This is a genomic window from Streptomyces sp. NPDC047853, from assembly GCF_043204535.1.
In the GTDB taxonomy this organism is placed as follows: domain Bacteria; phylum Actinomycetota; class Actinomycetes; order Streptomycetales; family Streptomycetaceae; genus Streptomyces.
In genome coordinates this window covers 468,476-487,009 of sequence record NZ_JBIDCI010000002.1, presented here as the reverse complement: position 1 = coordinate 487,009, position 18,534 = coordinate 468,476, and the positions used below count along the sequence as shown (strand labels likewise).

16 protein-coding genes and 1 tRNA gene are annotated in these 18,534 nt (G+C 71.8%); 11 read left to right on the top strand and 6 right to left on the bottom strand.

Translation table 11 applies throughout. The features are described from left to right. The 6 genes from ACGF5T_RS06180 (at position 1) to ACGF5T_RS06155 (ending at position 7,206) form a co-directional block, all read left to right on the top strand. Positions 1–2,124, top strand: coding sequence for a hypothetical protein (locus tag ACGF5T_RS06180; RefSeq protein WP_366767679.1), 2,124 nt, complete (start codon positions 1–3; stop codon positions 2,122–2,124). Between the two features lie 232 nt (positions 2,125–2,356). Then, positions 2,357–2,662 carry a hypothetical protein gene (locus tag ACGF5T_RS06175; RefSeq protein WP_392887044.1) on the top strand — a complete coding sequence of 102 codons (306 nt, stop codon included), beginning with the start codon at positions 2,357–2,359 and terminating at the stop codon, positions 2,660–2,662. A gap of 88 nt (positions 2,663–2,750) precedes the next feature. After that, positions 2,751–3,614 (top strand): bifunctional DNA primase/polymerase, encoded by an 864-nt coding sequence (locus ACGF5T_RS06170; RefSeq protein WP_366768361.1) that lies wholly within the window; start codon positions 2,751–2,753, stop codon positions 3,612–3,614. 2 nt (positions 3,615–3,616) lie between these two features. Continuing rightward, positions 3,617–5,092: an ATP-binding protein gene (locus ACGF5T_RS06165; RefSeq protein WP_366768360.1), complete on the top strand. Its 1,476-nt coding sequence runs from the start codon at positions 3,617–3,619 to the stop codon at positions 5,090–5,092. Positions 5,093–5,541: 449 nt separating this feature from the next. Further along, on the top strand, positions 5,542–5,730 hold the full coding sequence (locus ACGF5T_RS06160) for a helix-turn-helix domain-containing protein (RefSeq protein WP_366768359.1): 189 nt from the start codon (positions 5,542–5,544) through the stop codon (positions 5,728–5,730). Positions 5,731–5,790: 60 nt separating this feature from the next. After that, positions 5,791–7,206 (top strand): tyrosine-type recombinase/integrase, encoded by a 1,416-nt coding sequence (locus tag ACGF5T_RS06155; RefSeq protein WP_366768358.1) that lies wholly within the window; start codon positions 5,791–5,793, stop codon positions 7,204–7,206. 138 nt (positions 7,207–7,344) lie between these two features. On the opposite strand, the gene ACGF5T_RS06150 is transcribed toward ACGF5T_RS06155, so the two are convergent. Beyond that, positions 7,345–7,429: transfer RNA gene (locus tag ACGF5T_RS06150), tRNA-Ser, on the bottom strand. A gap of 91 nt (positions 7,430–7,520) precedes the next feature. Next, positions 7,521–8,978 carry a trypsin-like peptidase domain-containing protein gene (locus tag ACGF5T_RS06145; protein ID WP_356602770.1) on the bottom strand — a complete coding sequence of 486 codons (1,458 nt, stop codon included), beginning with the start codon at positions 8,976–8,978 and terminating at the stop codon, positions 7,521–7,523. Positions 8,979–9,249: 271 nt separating this feature from the next. Here ACGF5T_RS06145 and ACGF5T_RS06140 point away from each other — a divergent pair, with 271 nt between their 5' ends. Beyond that, complete coding sequence (locus ACGF5T_RS06140; protein ID WP_356602768.1) at positions 9,250–10,077, top strand: glycerophosphodiester phosphodiesterase; 828 nt, start codon at positions 9,250–9,252, stop codon at positions 10,075–10,077. 132 nt (positions 10,078–10,209) lie between these two features. On the opposite strand, the gene ACGF5T_RS06135 is transcribed toward ACGF5T_RS06140, so the two are convergent. Continuing rightward, positions 10,210–10,335 (bottom strand): hypothetical protein, encoded by a 126-nt coding sequence (locus ACGF5T_RS06135; RefSeq protein WP_356603015.1) that lies wholly within the window; start codon positions 10,333–10,335, stop codon positions 10,210–10,212. On the opposite strand from ACGF5T_RS06135, the gene ACGF5T_RS06130 reads away from it, so the two are divergent. Then, on the top strand, positions 10,292–10,843 hold the full coding sequence (locus ACGF5T_RS06130) for an ATP-binding protein (protein ID WP_356602766.1): 552 nt from the start codon (positions 10,292–10,294) through the stop codon (positions 10,841–10,843). The two genes, ACGF5T_RS06135 and ACGF5T_RS06130, sit on opposite strands and share 44 nt — an antisense overlap. Before the next feature lie 293 nt (positions 10,844–11,136). Continuing rightward, complete coding sequence (locus tag ACGF5T_RS06125; protein ID WP_361018049.1) at positions 11,137–12,102, top strand: DUF5926 family protein; 966 nt, start codon at positions 11,137–11,139, stop codon at positions 12,100–12,102. A gap of 519 nt (positions 12,103–12,621) precedes the next feature. Here the strand turns inward: ACGF5T_RS06125 and ACGF5T_RS06120 are convergent. Both ACGF5T_RS06120 and ACGF5T_RS06115 read right to left on the bottom strand, forming a co-directional pair. After that, positions 12,622–13,317, bottom strand: a complete 696-nt coding sequence (locus tag ACGF5T_RS06120) for a hypothetical protein (RefSeq protein WP_366768357.1) — start codon at positions 13,315–13,317, stop codon at positions 12,622–12,624. 55 nt (positions 13,318–13,372) lie between these two features. Beyond that, on the bottom strand, positions 13,373–14,038 hold the full coding sequence (locus tag ACGF5T_RS06115) for a bifunctional DNA primase/polymerase (RefSeq protein WP_366768356.1): 666 nt from the start codon (positions 14,036–14,038) through the stop codon (positions 13,373–13,375). Between the two features lie 618 nt (positions 14,039–14,656). Between ACGF5T_RS06115 and ACGF5T_RS06110 the strand changes: the two genes are divergently transcribed. Together ACGF5T_RS06110 and ACGF5T_RS06105 are read left to right on the top strand one after the other, a co-directional pair. After that, positions 14,657–16,105: a PP2C family protein-serine/threonine phosphatase gene (locus ACGF5T_RS06110; protein ID WP_366768355.1), complete on the top strand. Its 1,449-nt coding sequence runs from the start codon at positions 14,657–14,659 to the stop codon at positions 16,103–16,105. 133 nt (positions 16,106–16,238) lie between these two features. Continuing rightward, positions 16,239–17,741, top strand: coding sequence for an aminopeptidase P family protein (locus ACGF5T_RS06105; protein WP_356602756.1), 1,503 nt, complete (start codon positions 16,239–16,241; stop codon positions 17,739–17,741). A gap of 106 nt (positions 17,742–17,847) precedes the next feature. Here ACGF5T_RS06105 and ACGF5T_RS06100 read toward each other — a convergent pair whose 3' ends face one another. Then, positions 17,848–18,315 (bottom strand): ATP-binding protein, encoded by a 468-nt coding sequence (locus ACGF5T_RS06100; RefSeq protein ID WP_366768354.1) that lies wholly within the window; start codon positions 18,313–18,315, stop codon positions 17,848–17,850. Between the last annotated feature and the right edge of the window lie 219 nt (positions 18,316–18,534).

Here is an 18,534-nt window from a genome sequence, read left to right as displayed (position 1 = left end):
ATGAGCAGCACCGCCACCGCCACCAAAAAGCAGCAGGCGAGCAGTGGCCCGGTGCTGGACTGGGCGGCCGGTCACGGACCCGTGACCGGCGCCCTGTCCGCCACCACCGGAGCCTTCGCCGTCGCCACCACCGGCGCCGCCACCCACATGCCCCCCGGCTGGGCCCTGGCCGTGGGCGCGGCCGGCGCCCTCGGCCACACCATCGTCGGCCTGCGCGTCCGCAACGCCGGCCGCACCCTGGCCACCCGCGCCGCCTCCTGGCTGGTCGGCGCCGGCTGGACCACCTGGGCCATGACCCACGGCCCCCTCACCTGGGCCGCCCTCGGCTCCCTCGCCACCATGGGAGTCGGCATCGGCGCCGCCGCCCGATCGGCCGCCCTCTTCGAAGAAGCCCGCGACGAGGAAGCCATCGCCGCCGAACGGCGCCAAGTCGCCGCCGAACTGTCCGCGGACCGGCGAGCGATCGCCGCCGAGTGGGTCGACCGCATCCAGCGGGTCTGCTCGATCACCGTGCGCGTGGTCGGCGTCGAGCAGTGGGAGACCGGCGCCGGATACTCCATCGACGCCGAACTCCCCGCCGGCGGCGCCACCTGGAACAAGATCGCCGCCGAGTCCGCGCGGCTGTCCGCGGACGCGCGCTTGCCGCACGGCTGCACCGCCACCGCCTCCCCCGGCATCCACCAGGGCCGCGCCATCATCGACGTGACCACGGTCAACGTGCTGGAACAGGAACGCACCTACCCGTCCGACTACGGGCCGCTGTCCGTCCACACCGGCATCCCCTGGGGCTACCGCACCAACGCGGAACAGATCCTCGCCTACCTGCGCGAACAGTGCGCGCTCATCGTCGGACCGACCGGATCGGGCAAGACCAACATGGTCCACTCGATCCTCGCCGGATTCGCCCGCGCCGACGACATCCTCACCTGGGTCATCGACCTCAACGCCGGCAGCGCGGGCCTGCCCTGGGTACTGCCCGCCCTCAACGGCGAGATCAAGGCGCAGGACGGCAAGCCGGTGCGGCCCGGAATCGACTGGCTCGCCGGCACGTACGACGAGGCCATGACCATGCTCGACACTGCGGTGCGCGTCGCCAAGCAGCGCAAGATGGGCTACCAGGACGTTCTCTCCCGCGCGAACACGGATCTGCTGCCGATCAGCGCGAAGATTCCCCAGATCATGCTGGTCATCGACGAGGGCGCGGAGATCCTGGCCAGCCCGGACCGGCACGTGCGCAAGCTCGGGGACAAGATCCTGGAAGTGATCCGGATCGCCCGCGCCATGGGCATCCGCACCGTCCTCACCGCCCTCGGAGCGACCGGCAGTGTGCTGAGCAATCTCATGATCCGCCGGGAAGCCAAGGTCCGCGTCGCCCTCACCGGCGGCGAGAAGGAAGGCATGGACCTGTCCAAGATGTTCCCCGGCTCCCGCGGGCTGCGCGTCGAGCAGGCACCGCACAAGGGCGCCGGATTCATGGGCACCCCGGAGTCCCCGGCCGCGCTGTTCAAGGCATGGCGGATCCTCCCGAACCAGATCCGGGAGATCATCGCCGCCACCTCCGAGCGGCACCCCACCCTGGACCCGGTGTCCGCCAAGGCCGCCGGGCCCGCCTACGCCCGACGCTGGGACAGCGACCGCACCGCGTGGATGCGCGAGCAGGCCACCACCGACGACGCCGGCACCATCGGCGCAGGCGACTCGGGCCTGAAGCTGTCCGCGTTCAACCGTCCCGAGCAGGCGCCCGTTTCACCGGAAGACGAAATGCTGCGCCAGTTCCGCGAGCAGATTGACGCCCAGTTCGGCACCGCCCCAGAACCGCAGGGCACGGGGCAGGATGACGGGCCGCCGGCCGGGGGCGGGTTGAACTTGTCGGCGCTGCGGGGCGAGCAGGACAGCCCCGCGCAGCAGGCGGCGCTGGCGCTGCTGCTCGCCGCCGGCCGCGAGGGCACCGGAGCGTCCGCGATCGCCCGCGCGCTCTCCGAGGAGCACGGCACGTCCCGTCAGACAGTCGTCGGCTGGCTTAGGGACTGGGTCAAGGACGGCACCGCCGTCCGCGTCGGAGAAGGCACCAAGGCCCGCTACGTCCACCGCCAGCACACCCCAGAACAGCCACCCGAGAGCTGATCACTTGTCGCTTGTCGCCCCCGCCGGAAGACATGCCGCCTACCGGGTCTCAGGGCGCGGAAACGGCTTGTGACCTGCGAGGCGACAAGCGACAAGACAAGACAAGCGACAAGCCAGACGACAAGCGCGCGACAAGAAAGACGACAAGCCACGCGACAAGCACCACCACCCATCCGAGCGGGCCCGCACCAGCAACTGGTGCGGGCCCGCGGCTCACCCGAGGAGCCCCGCCATGGACCACCGCAACCCGCCGGGGAACATCGCCCCGCACATACCCGCCGCCGACTGGCAGCGCGCACAGGCCACCGGACAGCCCGTCGTCATCGTCGTCAGCGACACCCACCCGGCCGGCATCCCGTGGCGGCGCCTGCTGGTCCCGTTCGCGATCGCCGGGGCGGTCGTGGCCGGCTGCTGGGGACTGGTCGCCTGCCTGTGCCTGCTGCTCGACGCTGCCGCCCAGACCGCCACCGTCATCGCCGGCGCCGCCGGACCTATCGGCGTCGGCGGCATCACGCTCAAGGTCTTTTCGAAGAAGTAGCTACGCCAAGGGCGGCCCCCACGTCTCGCCAAAGAAGCGGGGCCGCCCTTGTCAGCCAGTCACCATCAAGGAACTGGAGACATCCAGAATGACCCAACCCACTGGCATCCGGCGAGTGCACGGCGTGAGCAACCACCTGAGCACCGCCCTCCAGCTCGCGGCCGAGGGGCTGCCCGTGCTGCCGCTGCGCAAGGGCAAGGTGCCCTTCGCCAACTGCCCCGCGTGCCTGTACACCTCGTGTGGTGGGCGCCCGCACATGAAGACCCCCGGCCCCTGCACCTGCCCGCAGCCGTGCCACGGCTGGGCCGCCGCCACCACCGACACCAGCGTCATCGTCTCGCCGGCATGGGCGAGCGCATGGCAGGGCGCCGCGGCCATCGCCTACCACCCGGGCGGCGCCGGCCTGACGGTCGTGGACTGCGACAACGCCGACGCCATCGCGTGGGCCCGCGAGACCCTGCCCGCCACCCGGACCGTACCCACGACCCGCGGCGAGCACTGGCTCTACCTCGGGACGATGCCGTCGGCCAACGGCGTGCGGCCCGGCGTGGACATCAAATCCATAATGGCCTACGCCCGCTGGCTCGGGTCCGGCACCGGCACCCTGGTCGCGCTGCCGGACGTGGTGCGCGCGCTCACCGCAGCCAAGCCCGCGACCCCCGTACCCGTGCGGGTTCCTGCGCCGGTCGGGGGCGGGGAATGCCGCCACCGCTCCCCCGCCTACCTCGAACGCGGGATCGCCATGGCCGTACAGCGCATCACCGAGACGTCCAGCGGCGTGCACACGTCCGTGTACCGGACCTTCCTGGCCGTGCTCTCGACGCACGGCCGGTGCGGCTGCCTCACCGAGGACCACATCGCCCGCCTGTTCACCGCCGCTCAGGCCAAGGGCGAGACGCCGCGGCACTGCACCGATGCGTGGACCAACGCACGCACCACGTTGGGGCTCTGAGCATGGACGACGACGACAAGAACCCGGCCCGGAAGGTCATCGCGGACTACGCCCAAGAGCGCTTCCGCTACTTCCGCACCGCCGACGGCACCGTCTACGCACAGCGCAAGGGTCACCCCGTGGCCCGCCCGATCCGATCCCAGGGCACCACCGGAAGCCACCGCCAAGAACTCATGGTCGGCCTGTTCAAGGACGGGCTCGGCACGTTCAACGGCACCGCGATGAAGGAGGCACTCGACTTGATCGAAGCACTCGCCCTCACCGAGCAGGTCCAGCCCGTCCACATCCGCGTCGCCCCCGGCCTGGACGGGGCCACCTGGCTGGACCTGGGCCGCAACGACGGCCAGTCGGTCCGCATCCACCCCACCGGCTGGGACATCCGCACCCCCGACCCGAGCGAGGTGTGCTGGCGGCGTACCCAGCTCACCGGCGAACTCCCGCTGCCGGCCAACGACACGAACGGCAAGGGCATCGACGCGCTGTTCAGGCTGTGCAACTTCGCGAATGCCGAGACCGAGTGCCTGGCCATGGCCTGGCTGGTCGGGTGCCTGGAGCCCTCCGTGCCCGTCCCTGCCCCCTTCCTCACCGGCCCCCAGGGCGCGGGGAAGTCCACTGGCGGGCGGATGCTGATCCGGCTCATCGAGGGCATGACGGGGGACCTGCGTCGCGCCCCGAAGGACGAGGACAACCTGATCGCGGCCGTGGCCGCGGGGTGGGTCACGGCGCTGGACAACCTCTCCCACATGACCCCGGACCTGTCCGACGCCATGTGCTGCATCGTCACCGGAGCCGAGTCCGTGAAGCGGGCGCTGTTCACCGACGGGGACGTCTTCCGTGCCCGCTATCGCCGCCCCCTGCTCCTGACCGGCATCGACGTCGGCGTCATCCGCCCCGACCTCGCCGAACGCCTCCTGCCGCTCCGGCTCGAACGCCCGAAGGTGCGGCGCACCGAAGCAGAGCTGTGGACGGAGTACGCCGAAGCCCTGCCCCTGATGCTCGGCTCCCTGCTGGACCTGACCGTCAAGGTCCGCGCCGCCACCGCTGAGACGCCCACCGACCTGCGGATGGCGGACTTCGCCCACCTGTGCGCACAGCTCGACGAGGCGATGGGCCTCGGGGCGCTGGCGGCCTACCGGGCCGGGCTGGACGACCTCAACGACGACGTCATCGAGGGCGACCTGCTCGCGCAGACCGTGCTTCAGTACGCGGCCGGCATGCAGCCCGGGGCGCAGGAGCGGATGACGTCCGCGGAGTGGCTGTACCTTCTCACCCGGCTCTACAGCGGTGAGGACTGCCGCCCGCTGCCCAAGGGCTGGCCGACCACCGGCAAGGTCCTCTCCGACCGGCTCAAGCGCCTTCAGCCCACCCTCGCCGCCCGCGGCCTGATGGTGGACTGGGGACGCACCCGCGAGGCCCGCTACATCGAACTCACCGAACCCGCGCCGGCACCCGGCCCGCAACAGGAACCCGCGTTCTGAACGCGAGGTCACCGCACAACAGCAAGAAGAGCACCCGGGGCGACGCGGGGATGGGTGCTCTTCTTGCTGTTCGGTGCGTAGCACCGCCCGAAGGACGCGCCGCGCAGCGGCTCCTTCTTCGCGCTCTGAGCCGCGCACGGCAACAGACACCACCCCCCTCTCTTTCCTAAGTAGAGGAACGCTGCGTCACCTGCGTCACCAGCGACGGAAAACGGCCCCTGACCAGCCTGAAGGAGCGTGACGCAGAGCCGAGCGGTCTGCGTCATCGTGCGTCACCTGCGTCACGCCACCGTGACGCAGGTGACGCGGCAGTGACGCACCCCTGCCGTGCTGCGTCACGGATTCGCCCAGGTCAGGACCCTGGATGACGCAGGTGACGCTGTGACGCAGGAATCCGAACCTCGGACAGGTGCCAGCCCATCATGACCAGAGCCTCGAAGGAGTCGACTGTGGCACGCCCTCAGATGCTCAAGCTCCCCGAAGTCCTCGAAGAGATCGGCATGAGCCGCGCCGCCTTCTACCGCATGCGAGCCCGCGGCCAAGCCCCCCGGCTCCGCAAGCTCCCCAACGGCCAAGTTCGCATCAGCCGCGCCGACCTTGATGCCTGGTGGGAGCGCTGCGAGCAGCACGCCGCGTAGATCAAACCGCTTCACTGGGGCCCGCGCTGAGCGCGGGCCCCTCGTCACGTTTGGAGAGACATGCTCACGTATGACGTCGATATCTGGTCCATCCGCAAGCGCGCCGGCCGTCCCAAGCCGTGGGAACTGCGCTGGAGGGTTGGCGAGCGTCCCCACTCTCGCAGTTTCAAGCTGAAGCCGCAGGCAGATGGGCGCCGGGCCGAGTTGATGGCGGCCCTGCGGGATCAGCAGCAGTTCGACGAGGAGACGGGCCTGCCCGCACGTGAGTTGATGGCTCTGACCTCTCCATCCTGGTATGAGCACGTGACGGAGTACGTACTCATGAAGTGGCCGCGCGCTGCCGCCAAGCACCGGGCGAGCATCGCGGAATCCCTCGCGGTCGTGACGCCCGCGCTCGTCACGACCAAGCGGGGGGCACCCCGCCCCTCAGTGCTGCGTGACGCGCTCTACCAGTGGGCATTTCGCGCCGTTCGAGGGCCGGACGGCACCTGGGTCCCGCGCCACGTAGCCGAGGAACCACCGGCGGAGATCCTTACCGCACTGGAATGGGTCGCCGCCCGCTCCATCAAGGTCAAGGACTTGGAGGACCCCGCCCTCCTCCGTCCCGCCCTTGAAGCCCTCTCCCTCCGTCTGGACGGTGGGAAAGCCGCGGAAAACACCGCCCGACGTAAGCGCATGGTGCTGAGCAACGTCCTTCGCTACACCGTTGAGGAGAAGGGCCTACTCGCCTCCAATCCTCTGCCGCGAGTGGACTGGACTCCGCCCGAGAGTGACGACGAAATCGACTTCCGGTACGTGCCGGGCCCACGGTTGGCGCGAGCCCTGCTTGGGGCAGTCCGCGACTCTGGCCCCCGCGGTCAGCACCTCCATGCCTTCTTCGGATGCCTCTACTACGCCGCCATGCGCCCTGGTGAAATCGTCGCGCTCACCGAATCCGACTGCACCTTGCCGCCTAACTCGCCCGACGCCGTTCAGGAGTGGGGCGAACTCCTGCTGGGGGAGAGCCGCCCGGAAGTCGGCGGCGGCTGGACGGATGAGGGCACGTCGTACGAGAAGCGGGGGCTCAAGCGACGTAAGCAGGGAGCGACACGAACCGTGCCCATTCCGCCCGTTCTCGTGCACCTCCTTCGTCAACACATCGAGCGCTACGGCACGGCCGACGACGGCCGGCTGTTCCGGGCCTCGCGGGGAGGGCGCGTCCCGTCCACCGAATACTGCGACATCTGGGAAAGAGCGCGAAAGGTGGTCCTCACGCCTCGTGAGGTGAAGTCGGACCTCGCCGCCGTGCCGTACTCCCTTCGGCACGCGGGAGTCTCCCTCTGGATCAAATCGGGGGTGGACCCCGCGGAAGTCGCCGCACGCGCCGGCCACAGCATCGCCGTGCTCTACCGCTTCTACGCAAAGATCCTAAAGGGCGGTCAGCAGCACTCCAACGACCTCATCTCCCGCGCGCTCGACGAGGGGGAAGAGTCCTGACCCTGGCCCACAGATGGCCCATACGTACTGGTCAACGCTGGGATATGGGCGAGCAGGGGTGAGACAGGGCCCATGCAGAAGGGGTGCCGCTCCGAGGAGTGGCACCCCTTCTGACCTGCAAGTCTCTGACCTGCGAAGCGGTGGGTGTGGGATTTGAACCCACGGTGACTTGCGCCACGACGGTTTTCAAGACCGTTCCCTTAGGCCGCTCGGGCAACCCACCCGTGCACCGTCCACCTGGGGCGGAGCGGCTACAGCCTACCGGGCGCGGGCCCTGTGCGGGGCCCGTGGGCCGGGGTGGGTGGGGGCGGCGGTCAGTCGTCGCCGACCTTGGAGCCGAGGGTGAGTTCGGTGGTGCGCTCCTTGCCGCCGCGCTCGTAGGTGACCGTGACCTTGTCGCCGGGCTTGTGCGTCCAGATCTCGCCGATCAGGGTCGGTCCGCTGTCGATCACGCGGTCGTCGAGCTTGGTGATGACGTCACCGGGCTTGAGGCCCGCAGCGGCGGCGGGGCCGCCCGACTCGACGGGATCGGAACCGTTGACACCCTGCTCGGTGAGCTTGGCGCCGTTCGCCGTCTCCTCCAGGGAGACGGACGCGCCGATCTTCGCGTACACCGGCTTGCCGCTCTTGATCAGCTGCTTGGCGACGAACTCGGCCTGGTTGACGGGGATGGCGAAGCCCAGGCCGATCGAGCCGGCCTGGCCGGTGCCGAAGCCGCCGTTGCTCGTGGACTGGATCGCGGAGTTGATCCCGATGACGTTGCCCTGGGCGTCCAGCAGCGGGCCGCCGGAGTTGCCCGGGTTGATCGACGCGTCGGTCTGCAGCGCGCTCATGTAGGACGCCTTGTTGCTGCCGCTGCCGTCGCTGGAGGCCACCGGGCGGTTCTTGGCGCTGATGATGCCCGTGGTCACCGTGTCGGACAGGCCGAAGGGGGCGCCGATGGCGATCGTGGAGTCGCCGACCGCCACCTTGTCGGAGTCACCGAGGGGGAGCGGGTTCAGGTCCGAGGGGGCGTTCTCGAGTTTGATGACCGCCACGTCGTAGCCCTGGGCGTGCCCGACCACCTCGGCGGCGTACTTCTTGCCGTCGGGGAAGGTCGCGCTGAGCTTGCCTCCGTCGACCGCCTCCGCCACCACGTGGTTGTTGGTGACGATGTGGCCCTGCTTGTCGAAGACGAAGCCGGTGCCGGTACCGCCCTCGCCGTTGCTTCCCTCGGCCTGGATGGTGACCGTGCTGGGCAGTGCCTTGGCGGCCACGCCGGCGACCGTGCCCGCGTCGCGCTTGAGCGAGCCGCCGGTGTCGGACGCGGAGACCGTCGTCGAACCGGTCTCGTCGTTGTTCTTGGCCAGGGTGTAGCCGAGGCCGCCGCCCAGACCGCCCGCGACCAGCGCGGCGATCAGGAGTCCGGCGACCAGTCCGCCGCGTCCGCTGCCCGGCTTCGGCGCGGGCGGCTGGTACGAGGCGCCCCAGCCGCCCTGGCCGCCACCGCCTCCACCGCCGTACGTCGGGGTGCCCGGCGGCGGGGGCGGCGGCCAGGAGGCGTCGGGCGCCGTGTGCCCGTAGGGCGCGCCCGTGCCCTCGGGCGCGGGCTGCTGCGGCGCGTGGGCGGCGAACGGTCCGTGACCCTCGTGCGGCGCGGCCGCCGGTGCCTGCGCCGGCGGCTGCTCCGGGTGCGGCGCGGCCGGCTGGGGGGAGGCAGCGGGAGTGTCCACCGGCGCGGGGGGCGCGGACGGGGCCGGGGGTACCGCGGTGCCCTCGTTCTCGGTGCTCACAGCTTCTCTCCTCGTTCCACGGCTTCCACGGCTGTTTCTCGGTCACTGCGGTCGCGCTCGACCGTACTCAGGCGTCGTTCCCTCGGGCCGGCGCGATACAGACGTGCGGTGTTCTTGTATGCCATCAGCTTTTCCCACGGGCCGTCAGAGCACCATAAGCGGTTGCTGTGGGTTCGCGGTCGACCTTTATATCGGTCAACCCAGACTAAACGGACGGACGGTCGACGTCTCCGGTGGCACGTCTACCCGTGCGCGGTGGCACCATGGCGCGGTGACCCTCGCACGACAGCACCGGACTCAGGTCGTCGCCCACCGGGGAGCCTCCGAGGAGGCCCCCGAGCACACCCTGGCCGCGTACCGGAAAGCGATCGAGGACGGCGCGGACGCCCTGGAGTGCGATGTCCGCCTGACCGCCGACGGTCACCTGGTCTGCGTCCACGACTGGCGGGTCAACCGTACGTCCAACGGCCGCGGCGCGGTCTCGGCGCTGGAGCTCGCCGACCTGGCCGCCCTGGACTTCGGCGCCCGCAGGACCAGGGAGTTCTGGCGCACGCGTGACGAGCAGCCCGACTGGGAGCACCGGCCCGAGGACCGGGAGGAGACCTCCGTACTGACCCTGGAGCGCCTCCTCCAGCTGGTGTCCGACGCGGGACGTCGGGTGGAGCTGGCCATCGAGACCAAGCACCCCACCCGGTGGGCGGGGCAGGTGGAGGAGCGGCTGCTGCTGCTCCTGAAGCGGTTCGGGCTGGACGCCCCGGCCTCGGCCGAAGAGTCCCCGGTACGCGTGATGAGTTTCTCGGCGCGCTCGCTGCACCGGGTACGGGCGGCGTCACCGACGCTGCCGACGGTCTATCTGATGCAGTTCGTCTCACCCCGGTTGCGGGACGGACGGCTGCCCGCCGGTGTCCGGATCGCGGGCCCCTCGATCCGCATCGTGCGCAACCACCCCACCTACATCGAGCGCCTGAAACGAGCCGGCCACCAGGTGCACGTGTGGACGGTGAACGATCCCGCCGACGTGGACCTCTGCGTCGACCTGGGCGTGGACGCCATCATCACCAACCGGCCGCGGGCCGTACGCGACCACCTCGGCCGCTGATTCGTCCGCACACCTTGACCCGGCGGGCCGGTTGCCGCATTCTCCGGTCTCGGCCACACCGACGAAATCCAGCCATGCGGTGACGGGGAGTGCTCCGGCGCGTTCGGTGCGTGTTCGACCGTGTCGAATGCGTCACTGCACGAGGAGCGGCCGGTTTCCGGTCCAGGCCAGAAGGGCATCCACACCGTGGCGTGGGGCGAAGGAGGTCTCGGGGGTGGCGTTGGTGGTGGCACAGGAGGTGCCCACGTCGTCGAGCATGGCCGTTCCTCATGGCCCTGCGGGCGTGGGGAAAGCGAGACACCGCATGCGGGCGCAGCTGCGCGGCGGCGGTGTGGCGGAATCGGTCATCGACGATGCCGTACTGGTCCTTTCGGAGCTGTTGAGCAACGCGTGCAAGCACGGCCGACCACTGGGCGGCGCCCTGGCCGGGGACGGTGACGTCCGTGCCGCGTGGCAGGTGGACGCGGGCGGCCGGCTGGTCGTGGAGGTCACGGACGGCGGCGGTCCGACCCGCCCGGTGCCGGCGACCCCCTCGATCACGGCACACGGCGGCCGCGGGCTGAACATCATCACCGCGCTCGCCGACGACTGGGGTGTGCGGGACGACGCCTGCGGAGAGGTCACCGTCTGGGTCGTCGTCCACGACGACGTGCACGACCGGGACGCCGCGCACCGACGCGACGACTTCGCCACCCGCATCTCGGCGCCCGCGGTCTCCGAGATGCCCGGCCTGGACTTCGCCGACGCCTTCGACGACCTCGGCTGACCCTCCCGTCCCGGCGCGAGCCGACCCGTGGGCTCGCGCGGGGACCCGAGGGGATCGGCAGGAAACACCCGGAGCCGCGGGAGCGGGGAAGGCACGCGCGGGAGCGGGGAAGGCACGGAGCGGATCGCCGCGAACGGGCACCTGGGGCCCCCGGCGCCGGTCACAGGCCCCGCGGCCGCCCCGGACGCCGGTCGTCCGCGGGGAGGCCCGTTGTCCACAGGGCCCCGTCGGCCACGGTGTGAACGGCTAGGCTCGCGCCGTACGGATTGAGCCGCAACCGGGAGACACCCACGATGGCCAAGAAGCGACCCCAGACGAAGGCCAAGCGGCCGCAGCTCACCGACGGAGAGATCCCGGTCGTCGGCGCCCGCGAGCCCTGCCCCTGCGGCAGCGGCCGCCGCTACAAGGCCTGCCACGGCCGGGCCGCCGCGCACGCCACGACCGAGCTGGTGCAGCGCCCGTTCGAAGGACTGCCCGGCGAGTGCGACTGGGTGGCCCTGCGCGAGCTGGTGCCGGCGGCCACGGTCGAGCTCACCCTGAAGGGGGGCCTCCCCGAAGGCGTCCCCTCCGTCACCCTGGCCACGGTGCTGCCGATGGCCTGGCCGGCCCTGCGCCGCGACGACGGCACCGTCCTCCTCGGCCTGCAGAACGACACGGCGTCGGGGGACATCAGCCGCGACCTCGCCGACACCCTCCAGCAGGCGCTGACCGCCGCGCCGGGCTCCCCGGTGCAGGGCCGCCGCGCGCCGGCCGACGGTCCGCGGCTGCAGGACCTGCTCGCCCCCGAGGGGTCGTTCGAGCCGACGGTGCACTCGGGCTTCGAGTTCTGGGTCCCGGACGCGGAGAACGCCACGCCGGAGGTGGCCGCCTCCCTGGAGCGGGCCAACGCCGCGGCCATCCCGACCGTCCGGTTGCAGAGCGTGGACGCCGCCTACTGGTGCGAGACGCCGGAGAAGAACCACCTGCGCTGGGTCATGCCGCACGAGGAGGAGCACCTTCTGGACGCGCTCGCCCGGCTGCACGCGGCCGGCCGGTCCTCCCTGGGCGAGGGCACCCGCCTCGTCGGCTCCTTCCGTGCGCACGGGCTCACGGTCCCGGTGTGGGACCTGCCGAGCGATGTCACCGCGCAGGACGTCGAGAAGCCGGCGGCGGAGTTCGGCGAGCGGCTCGCCGAGGCCCTGGGCACGGACGCCCCGCTCACGCCCGACGAGCGCCGGGCGCGGGGCGGCCTGACCAACCGGCAGGTCACCCTCAGCTGACGCACCGTCACGGAGGCCGCTCCGGCTGACCGACCGGTCAGCCGGAGGCCCGGTCGAGGAATGCGTGACTCCGGTCACAACTCCCGGTGGGGACAAGCCAGTACGTGACCGGAAAACAAGAGATCGAATTTGCTAACCGCCGATCTCTTGTTACCGTTCGAGTAGCCCGGTTGCTGGTGCATCCCCCGTCGCCAGCAACCGGGTCTTTCCATGCGCCCGGTCGCACACGCACCGCGGTCGCCTCTCAACTCCCCGTTCTCGTACGGGAGTCGGCCGCTCCGGCTTCCTCGGCCCTGGCGCGCGCCCTCCGTCGCCACGCCGCCCGGCCGCGCCCGCCACCCGGGCCGCCGCCGAGCCGCCCCCACCGCTCCGGAGCCACAGTCCTCATCCGCCCGCACTCGGTGCGCCCGGATCACCGCCGCCGCTCAGTCGCCCCCGCCACCACCGACACGCCCGCGGCCTCGGACCCCACCGCTCAGTCCCCGCCGCCTCAGACGCCAGCGCCTCGGACCAACCGCCTCAGTCCCCGCCGCCCCATGCTCCGTCGGCCCGGTGCTCGCCGTCGGCCCGGTGACTCCCGTTGCTCCCGGTACGCAGCAGCAGCGGCCCGTACCCGGCCCGGCCCGCGAACTCGGCGACCGCCGTGTACTCCGCCGGTCCGCCCCGGAGCGGCTCCCGGGGCGTCTCGCAGGTGCCGGGCTCGTCCTCGGCACCCACCGCGCAACGCATCCGCACACTGCGCCCCTCGGGCCCCATGAGGCTCAGCAAGGACTCCAGCGGGCCGCCGGTCGCGTTGCGGTAGTAGGTCCGCGCCCAGGTCTGAGACCCCTGGGTGAGGACGCAGGTCTGCGCCTCCACACCCTCGGGCGAGGTGAGCGCGGGACCGCAGCGCACCGCGGTGGCCGGCCCGGGCGGCAGCGCGGAACGGGCGGGTCCGGCCTGCGACGGGACGTGGCCCGCTCCTGAGAGCACCTTGCCGTCACCGCCCTGCGGGAGGATGCGCACCGTCGGCGGGTCGCCCGGGCCCTCCTTCGTGCCTCCCGGAGGCCCCGCGGACGCCACCGCGAACGGCAGCACGACCGCGGCCACCGCGACGGCGACGAGCCCGTACAGCCGGACCCGCCGGCGATCCGGCCCGCCGCGGTCCGGACCGCGGCGGCACGACCCCGTGCGGCGCGACCCGGCGGCGCGGTGCTTCCCAGCATGAAGCGGCATGGGCGGACGATAACGACCACGGACGGGCGCGGACCCCCCGCGCGCCGGACACCCCCTACAACTCGGGCGCGCTCACACCCGTACGAGTGAGGGCGTCGACCGCCGCGTCCACCACTGCCTCGACGTCGGGCACCCAGGGCGAGGCGGAACCGGGCAGCGGAGCCCGCTCCCAGCGGACGGCGCCCCGGCCCGACTCGGACGGCGGCAGCGCGAGATAGCCGCCCTCGCCGTGGAACCGCAGGGAACCGGGGACGAAGTCCTTGGCGTAGAGCAGCTCGCCCAGCTGCTCCATGGAGTACGGCCTGACCAGCAGCGACCAGCGCGTGGGCGAGGCGACGACCGGGCCGAGCCGCAGGCCTGCGCGGTCGAGCGCGGCCAGCGCGTGGGCGGCCGGCAGCGCGGGCAGGGAGACCGCGCACGGAGCACCGCCCCCGGTCGCCATGACGATCGGCGCGGCGGGCCGGTTGCTCCACCACCAGCGCACCATGCGCGCGTCGGTGGTGGCCGCGAGGAGGCCCGGGTCGAAGGGATGGGCGCCGGGCACCGTGCACTCCGGTTCGGGGCAGCCGCAGCGCGAGGGCGCCTGCGGGTCCGCCGCCACGCCCGGGAGCACGGGCCACTGCCATTGCGTCGCGTAGGTCAGGGCCGCGCCGATCAGCTCAGGCCGTCCGTCGTCGTGCCGGGACAGGAGCCTGCGTCGCCTTCCGAGGATCTCGCGCATGAGCGCTCGTTCCTTTCCGTTGCACGCCTGGCAACACCGTGGTCACATCACCATGTGTCGATCTCTTCGCTGTGCGTAGCTGGTGGCGCATCACACCCCCGCCGAAGGCAAGGGGAACCCCTCTGGGCCGAGCACTGACTGCGTCTGCGGCGGTTCCGTCCACACTGCGTCCATCACAAGCATGGGCGTGGCGCGGGGGTGGCGAAGTCTGGCGTTTTGCCGTCCCGAGTATTTCTCTCCGCCTCCACCACGGGAGGATGGGGCACGGTCGTCGGTGGATAGGACGCCCGGGTCCACCGCCAGGTTCCGGGTGGTCCCCAACCACCCCTGGCCTTCTCCGAGTACGTACCCATCACGACCGCTGTGACGCTCCGTGAAGCACCCCCAGTCGACCGCAACAAGCCGTCCTCCGGGGCAGTTTCAAGCCAATTTCGCATTTACGCAAGAGGCCGGGAAGGAAGCCGCCCAGACCGCACGGACACCAGGAATCCCAGCAGGACAATGCTGGACATCTCCTTACGAGTGCGTGTACATGTGGAGACACTGCTGGCGGCGCAGAATGACATGGGGGTTTGCGATGCTTTTGAGCAGTAAGCGCCGGTCGGGAGGCCGGACGCCATGAACGCCCCGCACCCTGCGAAAGTGGCCGGAATCGATTCAGCGGTTCCGTCCCCCGCACACACTGTCGCGTCCGCCGCACCGGCCACCGTTCCGGACATCACGGACGCCGCGGACGCCGCGGACGGTGAGGACGCCCCCGCGGCCACGGACACCGGTGCCGCGCTCTGCGCCCCCGGCACCCTGCTCCAGGACCGGCTGGCCGGCTGGGTCTCGGACCTCACGACCCTGCACGAGCTGACCGAGCGCCTGGTCCGCACGGACTCCCTCGCGGAAGGCCTCCAGGAAGTGCTGCGCGCCGGTGCCGCCCTGGTGGGCGCCCGGCGCGGTCTCGTCGTCCTGGAACCGGCCGACGGTCTCGGCCCGGACACCACCGTCGGCCTCGGGCTGACCCGCGCCGACCTCGGACACATCGAGACCGTGCCCCGCAGCTCCCTGTCGTACGGTCGGATCCTCGACGGACTGCCGGTCGGCGAGGGCGGGATCGCCGAGCCCGACCTGTTCGCCGAGAAGGGGCTCGATCCGCGCCACCGCGAGGTCGCCGCCCGACTCGGTTACGCCGCCAGCTACACGCTGCCGTTGGCCGCCGAAGGCACCGGGCGCCTCGGCGCCGCCGTATGGCTCTACGACGAGCCCGCCGAACCGGGCGAGCGGCCCCGCCACCTCGCCGGCCTCTACGTCCGGTACGCCACCCAGCACCTGGCCCGCCTCCTGGAGGTGGAGCGCACGCGCGCGTCCATGGCGACGATGGCCGAGGAGCTGCTGCCGTCCCGCCTCCCGCGGGTGCCCGGTGTCCAGCTCGCCGCGCGCCACCGCACCGGACCGCGGGGCGGCGGCGACTGGTACGACGCGCTGCCGCTGCCCGACGCCGCGCTCGGCCTCGCCGTCGGGTCCGTCACCGGCTCCGGGCCCAGCGCGGTCGCCGCGATGGGCCGGCTGCGCGCCTCCCTGCGGGCGTACGCCGTGATGGAGGGCGAGGACCCCGTCGCCGTCCTGTCCGACCTGGAGCTGCTGCTGCGGCTCACCGAGCCCGCCCGCTCCGCCACCGCCCTGTTCGGTTACTGCGAACCCGCGCTGCGCCGGATCACCCTGGCCGGCGCCGGCCACAGCCCGCCGCTGCTGATCGGGGAGCGGCGCACGGAGTTCGTCGAGACGTCCGTCTCCGCGCCGCTCGGCATGCTCGCCTGCTGGGAGGCGCCGAGCGTGGAGCTCCAGGTCGACCCGGGTGAGACGGTTCTGCTGTACACCGACGGGCTGCTGCACCGCACCGGCGACCCGGCCGACCGCGCCTTCGCCCGGCTGCACGCGGCGGCGGCCGGTGTCCCCCGCGCGGAACGCCGTGATCCGGCCGCGGTCGCCGAGCACGTGCTGCGCACGATGCTGCCGGACGGGAAGGGCGAGGAGGACTCCGAGGAGGACGTGGTCCTGCTGGCGGTCAGGTTCGAATAACGGACACCGGTGCCCGTCCCGTCGCCCATAGCGGACGTCCGCGCCTCCGCGTAACGGGCCCTTCGGCCCTGGGCCCCCTTCCGTACGACCGTACGATGGGGGGTGGTCCAGTGCCGTATCAAGGAGGATGACCGTGGCGGAGGAGCTCAACCCGGAGATCTCGGAGAACCCGCAGACCCCGGAGGCCGCGCTCGAGGACGCTGCTGACGCGGCCGGCGACGAGCCGGTCAAGCAGCGCAAGAACGGCCTGTACCCGGGCGTGTCTGACGAGCTGGCCGAGAACATGAAGTCCGGCTGGGCCGACACGGAACTGCGCGACCTGGAGCCGATCCCGCAGGCCGCCGAGACCGCCGCCCGCCGCGCCGCCCTGTCCGCCCGCTTCCCGGGTGAGCGCCTGGTGATCCCCGCGGGCAACCTGAAGACCCGCTCGAACGACACGGAGTACTCCTTCCGCGCCTCGGTCGAGTACGCCTACCTCACCGGCAACCAGACCGAGGACGGCGTCCTGGTCCTGGAGCCCGAGGGCGACGGTCACACCGCGACGGTCTACCTGCTGCCCCGCTCCGACCGCGAGAACGGCGAGTTCTGGCTGGACGGCCAGGGCGAGCTGTGGGTCGGCCGCCGCCACTCCCTCACCGAGGCCGAGAAGCGGTACGGCATCCCCGCCTCCGACGTCCGCGAGCTGACCGGTGCGCTCCGCGAGGCCACCGGCCCGGTGCGCGTCGTGCGCGGGTACGACGCCGGCGTCGAGGCGGCGCTGACCGACAAGGTCACCGCCGAGCGCGACGAGGAGCTGCGCGTCTTCCTCTCCGAGGCCCGCCTGGTCAAGGACGAGTTCGAGATCGGCGAGCTGCAGAAGGCCGTCGACTCCACCGTGCGCGGCTTCGAGGACGTCGTGAAGGTCCTCGACAAGGCCGAGGCGACCAGCGAGCGCTACATCGAGGGCACCTTCTTCCTCCGCGCGCGCGTGGAGGGCAACGACGTCGGCTACGGCTCGATCTGCGCCGCCGGCCCGCACGCCTGCACCCTGCACTGGGTCCGCAACGACGGCCCGGTCCGCTCCGGCGACCTGCTGCTGCTCGACGCGGGCGTGGAGACGCACACGTACTACACCGCGGACATCACCCGCACGCTGCCGGTCAACGGCCGCTACAGCGAGCTCCAGAGGAAGATCTACGACGCGGTGTACGACGCCCAGGAGGCCGGCATCGCGGCCGTGAAGCCGGGCGCCAAGTACCGCGACTTCCACGACGCGTCCCAGCGCGTGCTGGCCGAGCGGCTCGTCGAGTGGGGCCTGGTCGAAGGCCCCGTCGAGCGGGTGCTGGAGCTGGGCCTGCAGCGCCGCTGGACGCTGCACGGCACCGGGCACATGCTCGGCATGGACGTCCACGACTGCGCCGCCGCGCGCGTGGAGTCCTACGTCGACGGCACGCTGGAGCCCGGCATGGTGCTCACCGTCGAGCCGGGCCTGTACTTCCAGGCCGACGACCTGACCGTGCCCGAGGAGTACCGGGGCATCGGCGTGCGCATCGAGGACGACATCCTGGTCACCGCGGACGGCAACCGGAACCTGTCCGCCGGGCTGCCGCGCCGCTCGGACGAGGTCGAGGCGTGGATGGCGGCCCTGAAGGGCTGACCTTCGCTGCGACGGCCGGGCACCGCACCAGGTGCCCGGCCGTCGTCATGTCCGGGGCGGCCACCGAGCCGCGGTCCTGGACGAGCTCAGTGGAGTGACTCCCTGGTCACACCGCCACCAGCGGGGCGTCCGCGCGCCACTTGAGGACCTTGTCGAAGCTCACCACGGCACCCGCCCGGCCGGGCGTGCTGCCGATGTGGACGTGGTCGGCGAGTTCCCGGATGAGGCACAGGCCGCGGCCGTGCTCGGCGTCGGTGGACACCGCGCGGGCCGCTCCGTTCGACCGGCCCGGGGCGGCCGCGGGAAACCCCGGGCCTGTGTCGGCGACCTCGATGCGACAGCGTTCGCCGTCGAGGTAGGCCGTGACGCGGTACGCCTCCGACGGGCCGACGCCGGGGCCGACGTCCCCGCCGTGCTCCACGGCGTTGGCGCAGGCCTCGCTCAGTGCCACGGAGAGGTCGAAGGAGATGTCGGGGTCGACGCCCGCGGTCTCCATGGTGCCGATCAGCAGGCGGCGGGCCAGGGGCACGCTCGCAGCCTCGCGCCGCAAATGGAGTGACCACCAGATGCTCATGCTCCAGCCTCCCGGCCGCGGCTCGACATACCGTTACGTATTGCCCCCGGTGCCCCTGCGTAAGCGCGCAGAGCGTAGGAGACCGCCCATATGGCGGATGTGACCCCGCCGCCGATCGGTGTATGTGGGGCGGCTCGCACCAGAGAGTGACCTTCCGGTCGTACGGCATCTTGTGGACCTGCCGTACGGCGCCAGGGGTGCCAGTGCGATGATGAGCCC

Coding starts and splice junctions, on each gene's coding strand:
- ACGF5T_RS06135 (WP_356603015.1), bottom strand. CDS start 10,335: ATGCTCGACGACGTGGGCACCTCCTGTGCCACCACCAACGCCACCCCC.
- ACGF5T_RS06170 (WP_366768361.1), top strand. CDS start 2,751: ATGACCCAACCCACTGGCATCCGGCGAGTGCACGGCGTGAGCAACCAC.
- ACGF5T_RS06155 (WP_366768358.1), top strand. CDS start 5,791: ATGCTCACGTATGACGTCGATATCTGGTCCATCCGCAAGCGCGCCGGC.
- ACGF5T_RS06120 (WP_366768357.1), bottom strand. CDS start 13,317: ATGCCGCTTCATGCTGGGAAGCACCGCGCCGCCGGGTCGCGCCGCACG.
- ACGF5T_RS06165 (WP_366768360.1), top strand. CDS start 3,617: ATGGACGACGACGACAAGAACCCGGCCCGGAAGGTCATCGCGGACTAC.
- ACGF5T_RS06180 (WP_366767679.1), top strand. CDS start 1: ATGAGCAGCACCGCCACCGCCACCAAAAAGCAGCAGGCGAGCAGTGGC.
- ACGF5T_RS06175 (WP_392887044.1), top strand. CDS start 2,357: ATGGACCACCGCAACCCGCCGGGGAACATCGCCCCGCACATACCCGCC.
- ACGF5T_RS06125 (WP_361018049.1), top strand. CDS start 11,137: ATGGCCAAGAAGCGACCCCAGACGAAGGCCAAGCGGCCGCAGCTCACC.
- ACGF5T_RS06110 (WP_366768355.1), top strand. CDS start 14,657: ATGAACGCCCCGCACCCTGCGAAAGTGGCCGGAATCGATTCAGCGGTT.
- ACGF5T_RS06115 (WP_366768356.1), bottom strand. CDS start 14,038: ATGCGCGAGATCCTCGGAAGGCGACGCAGGCTCCTGTCCCGGCACGAC.
- ACGF5T_RS06100 (WP_366768354.1), bottom strand. CDS start 18,315: ATGAGCATCTGGTGGTCACTCCATTTGCGGCGCGAGGCTGCGAGCGTG.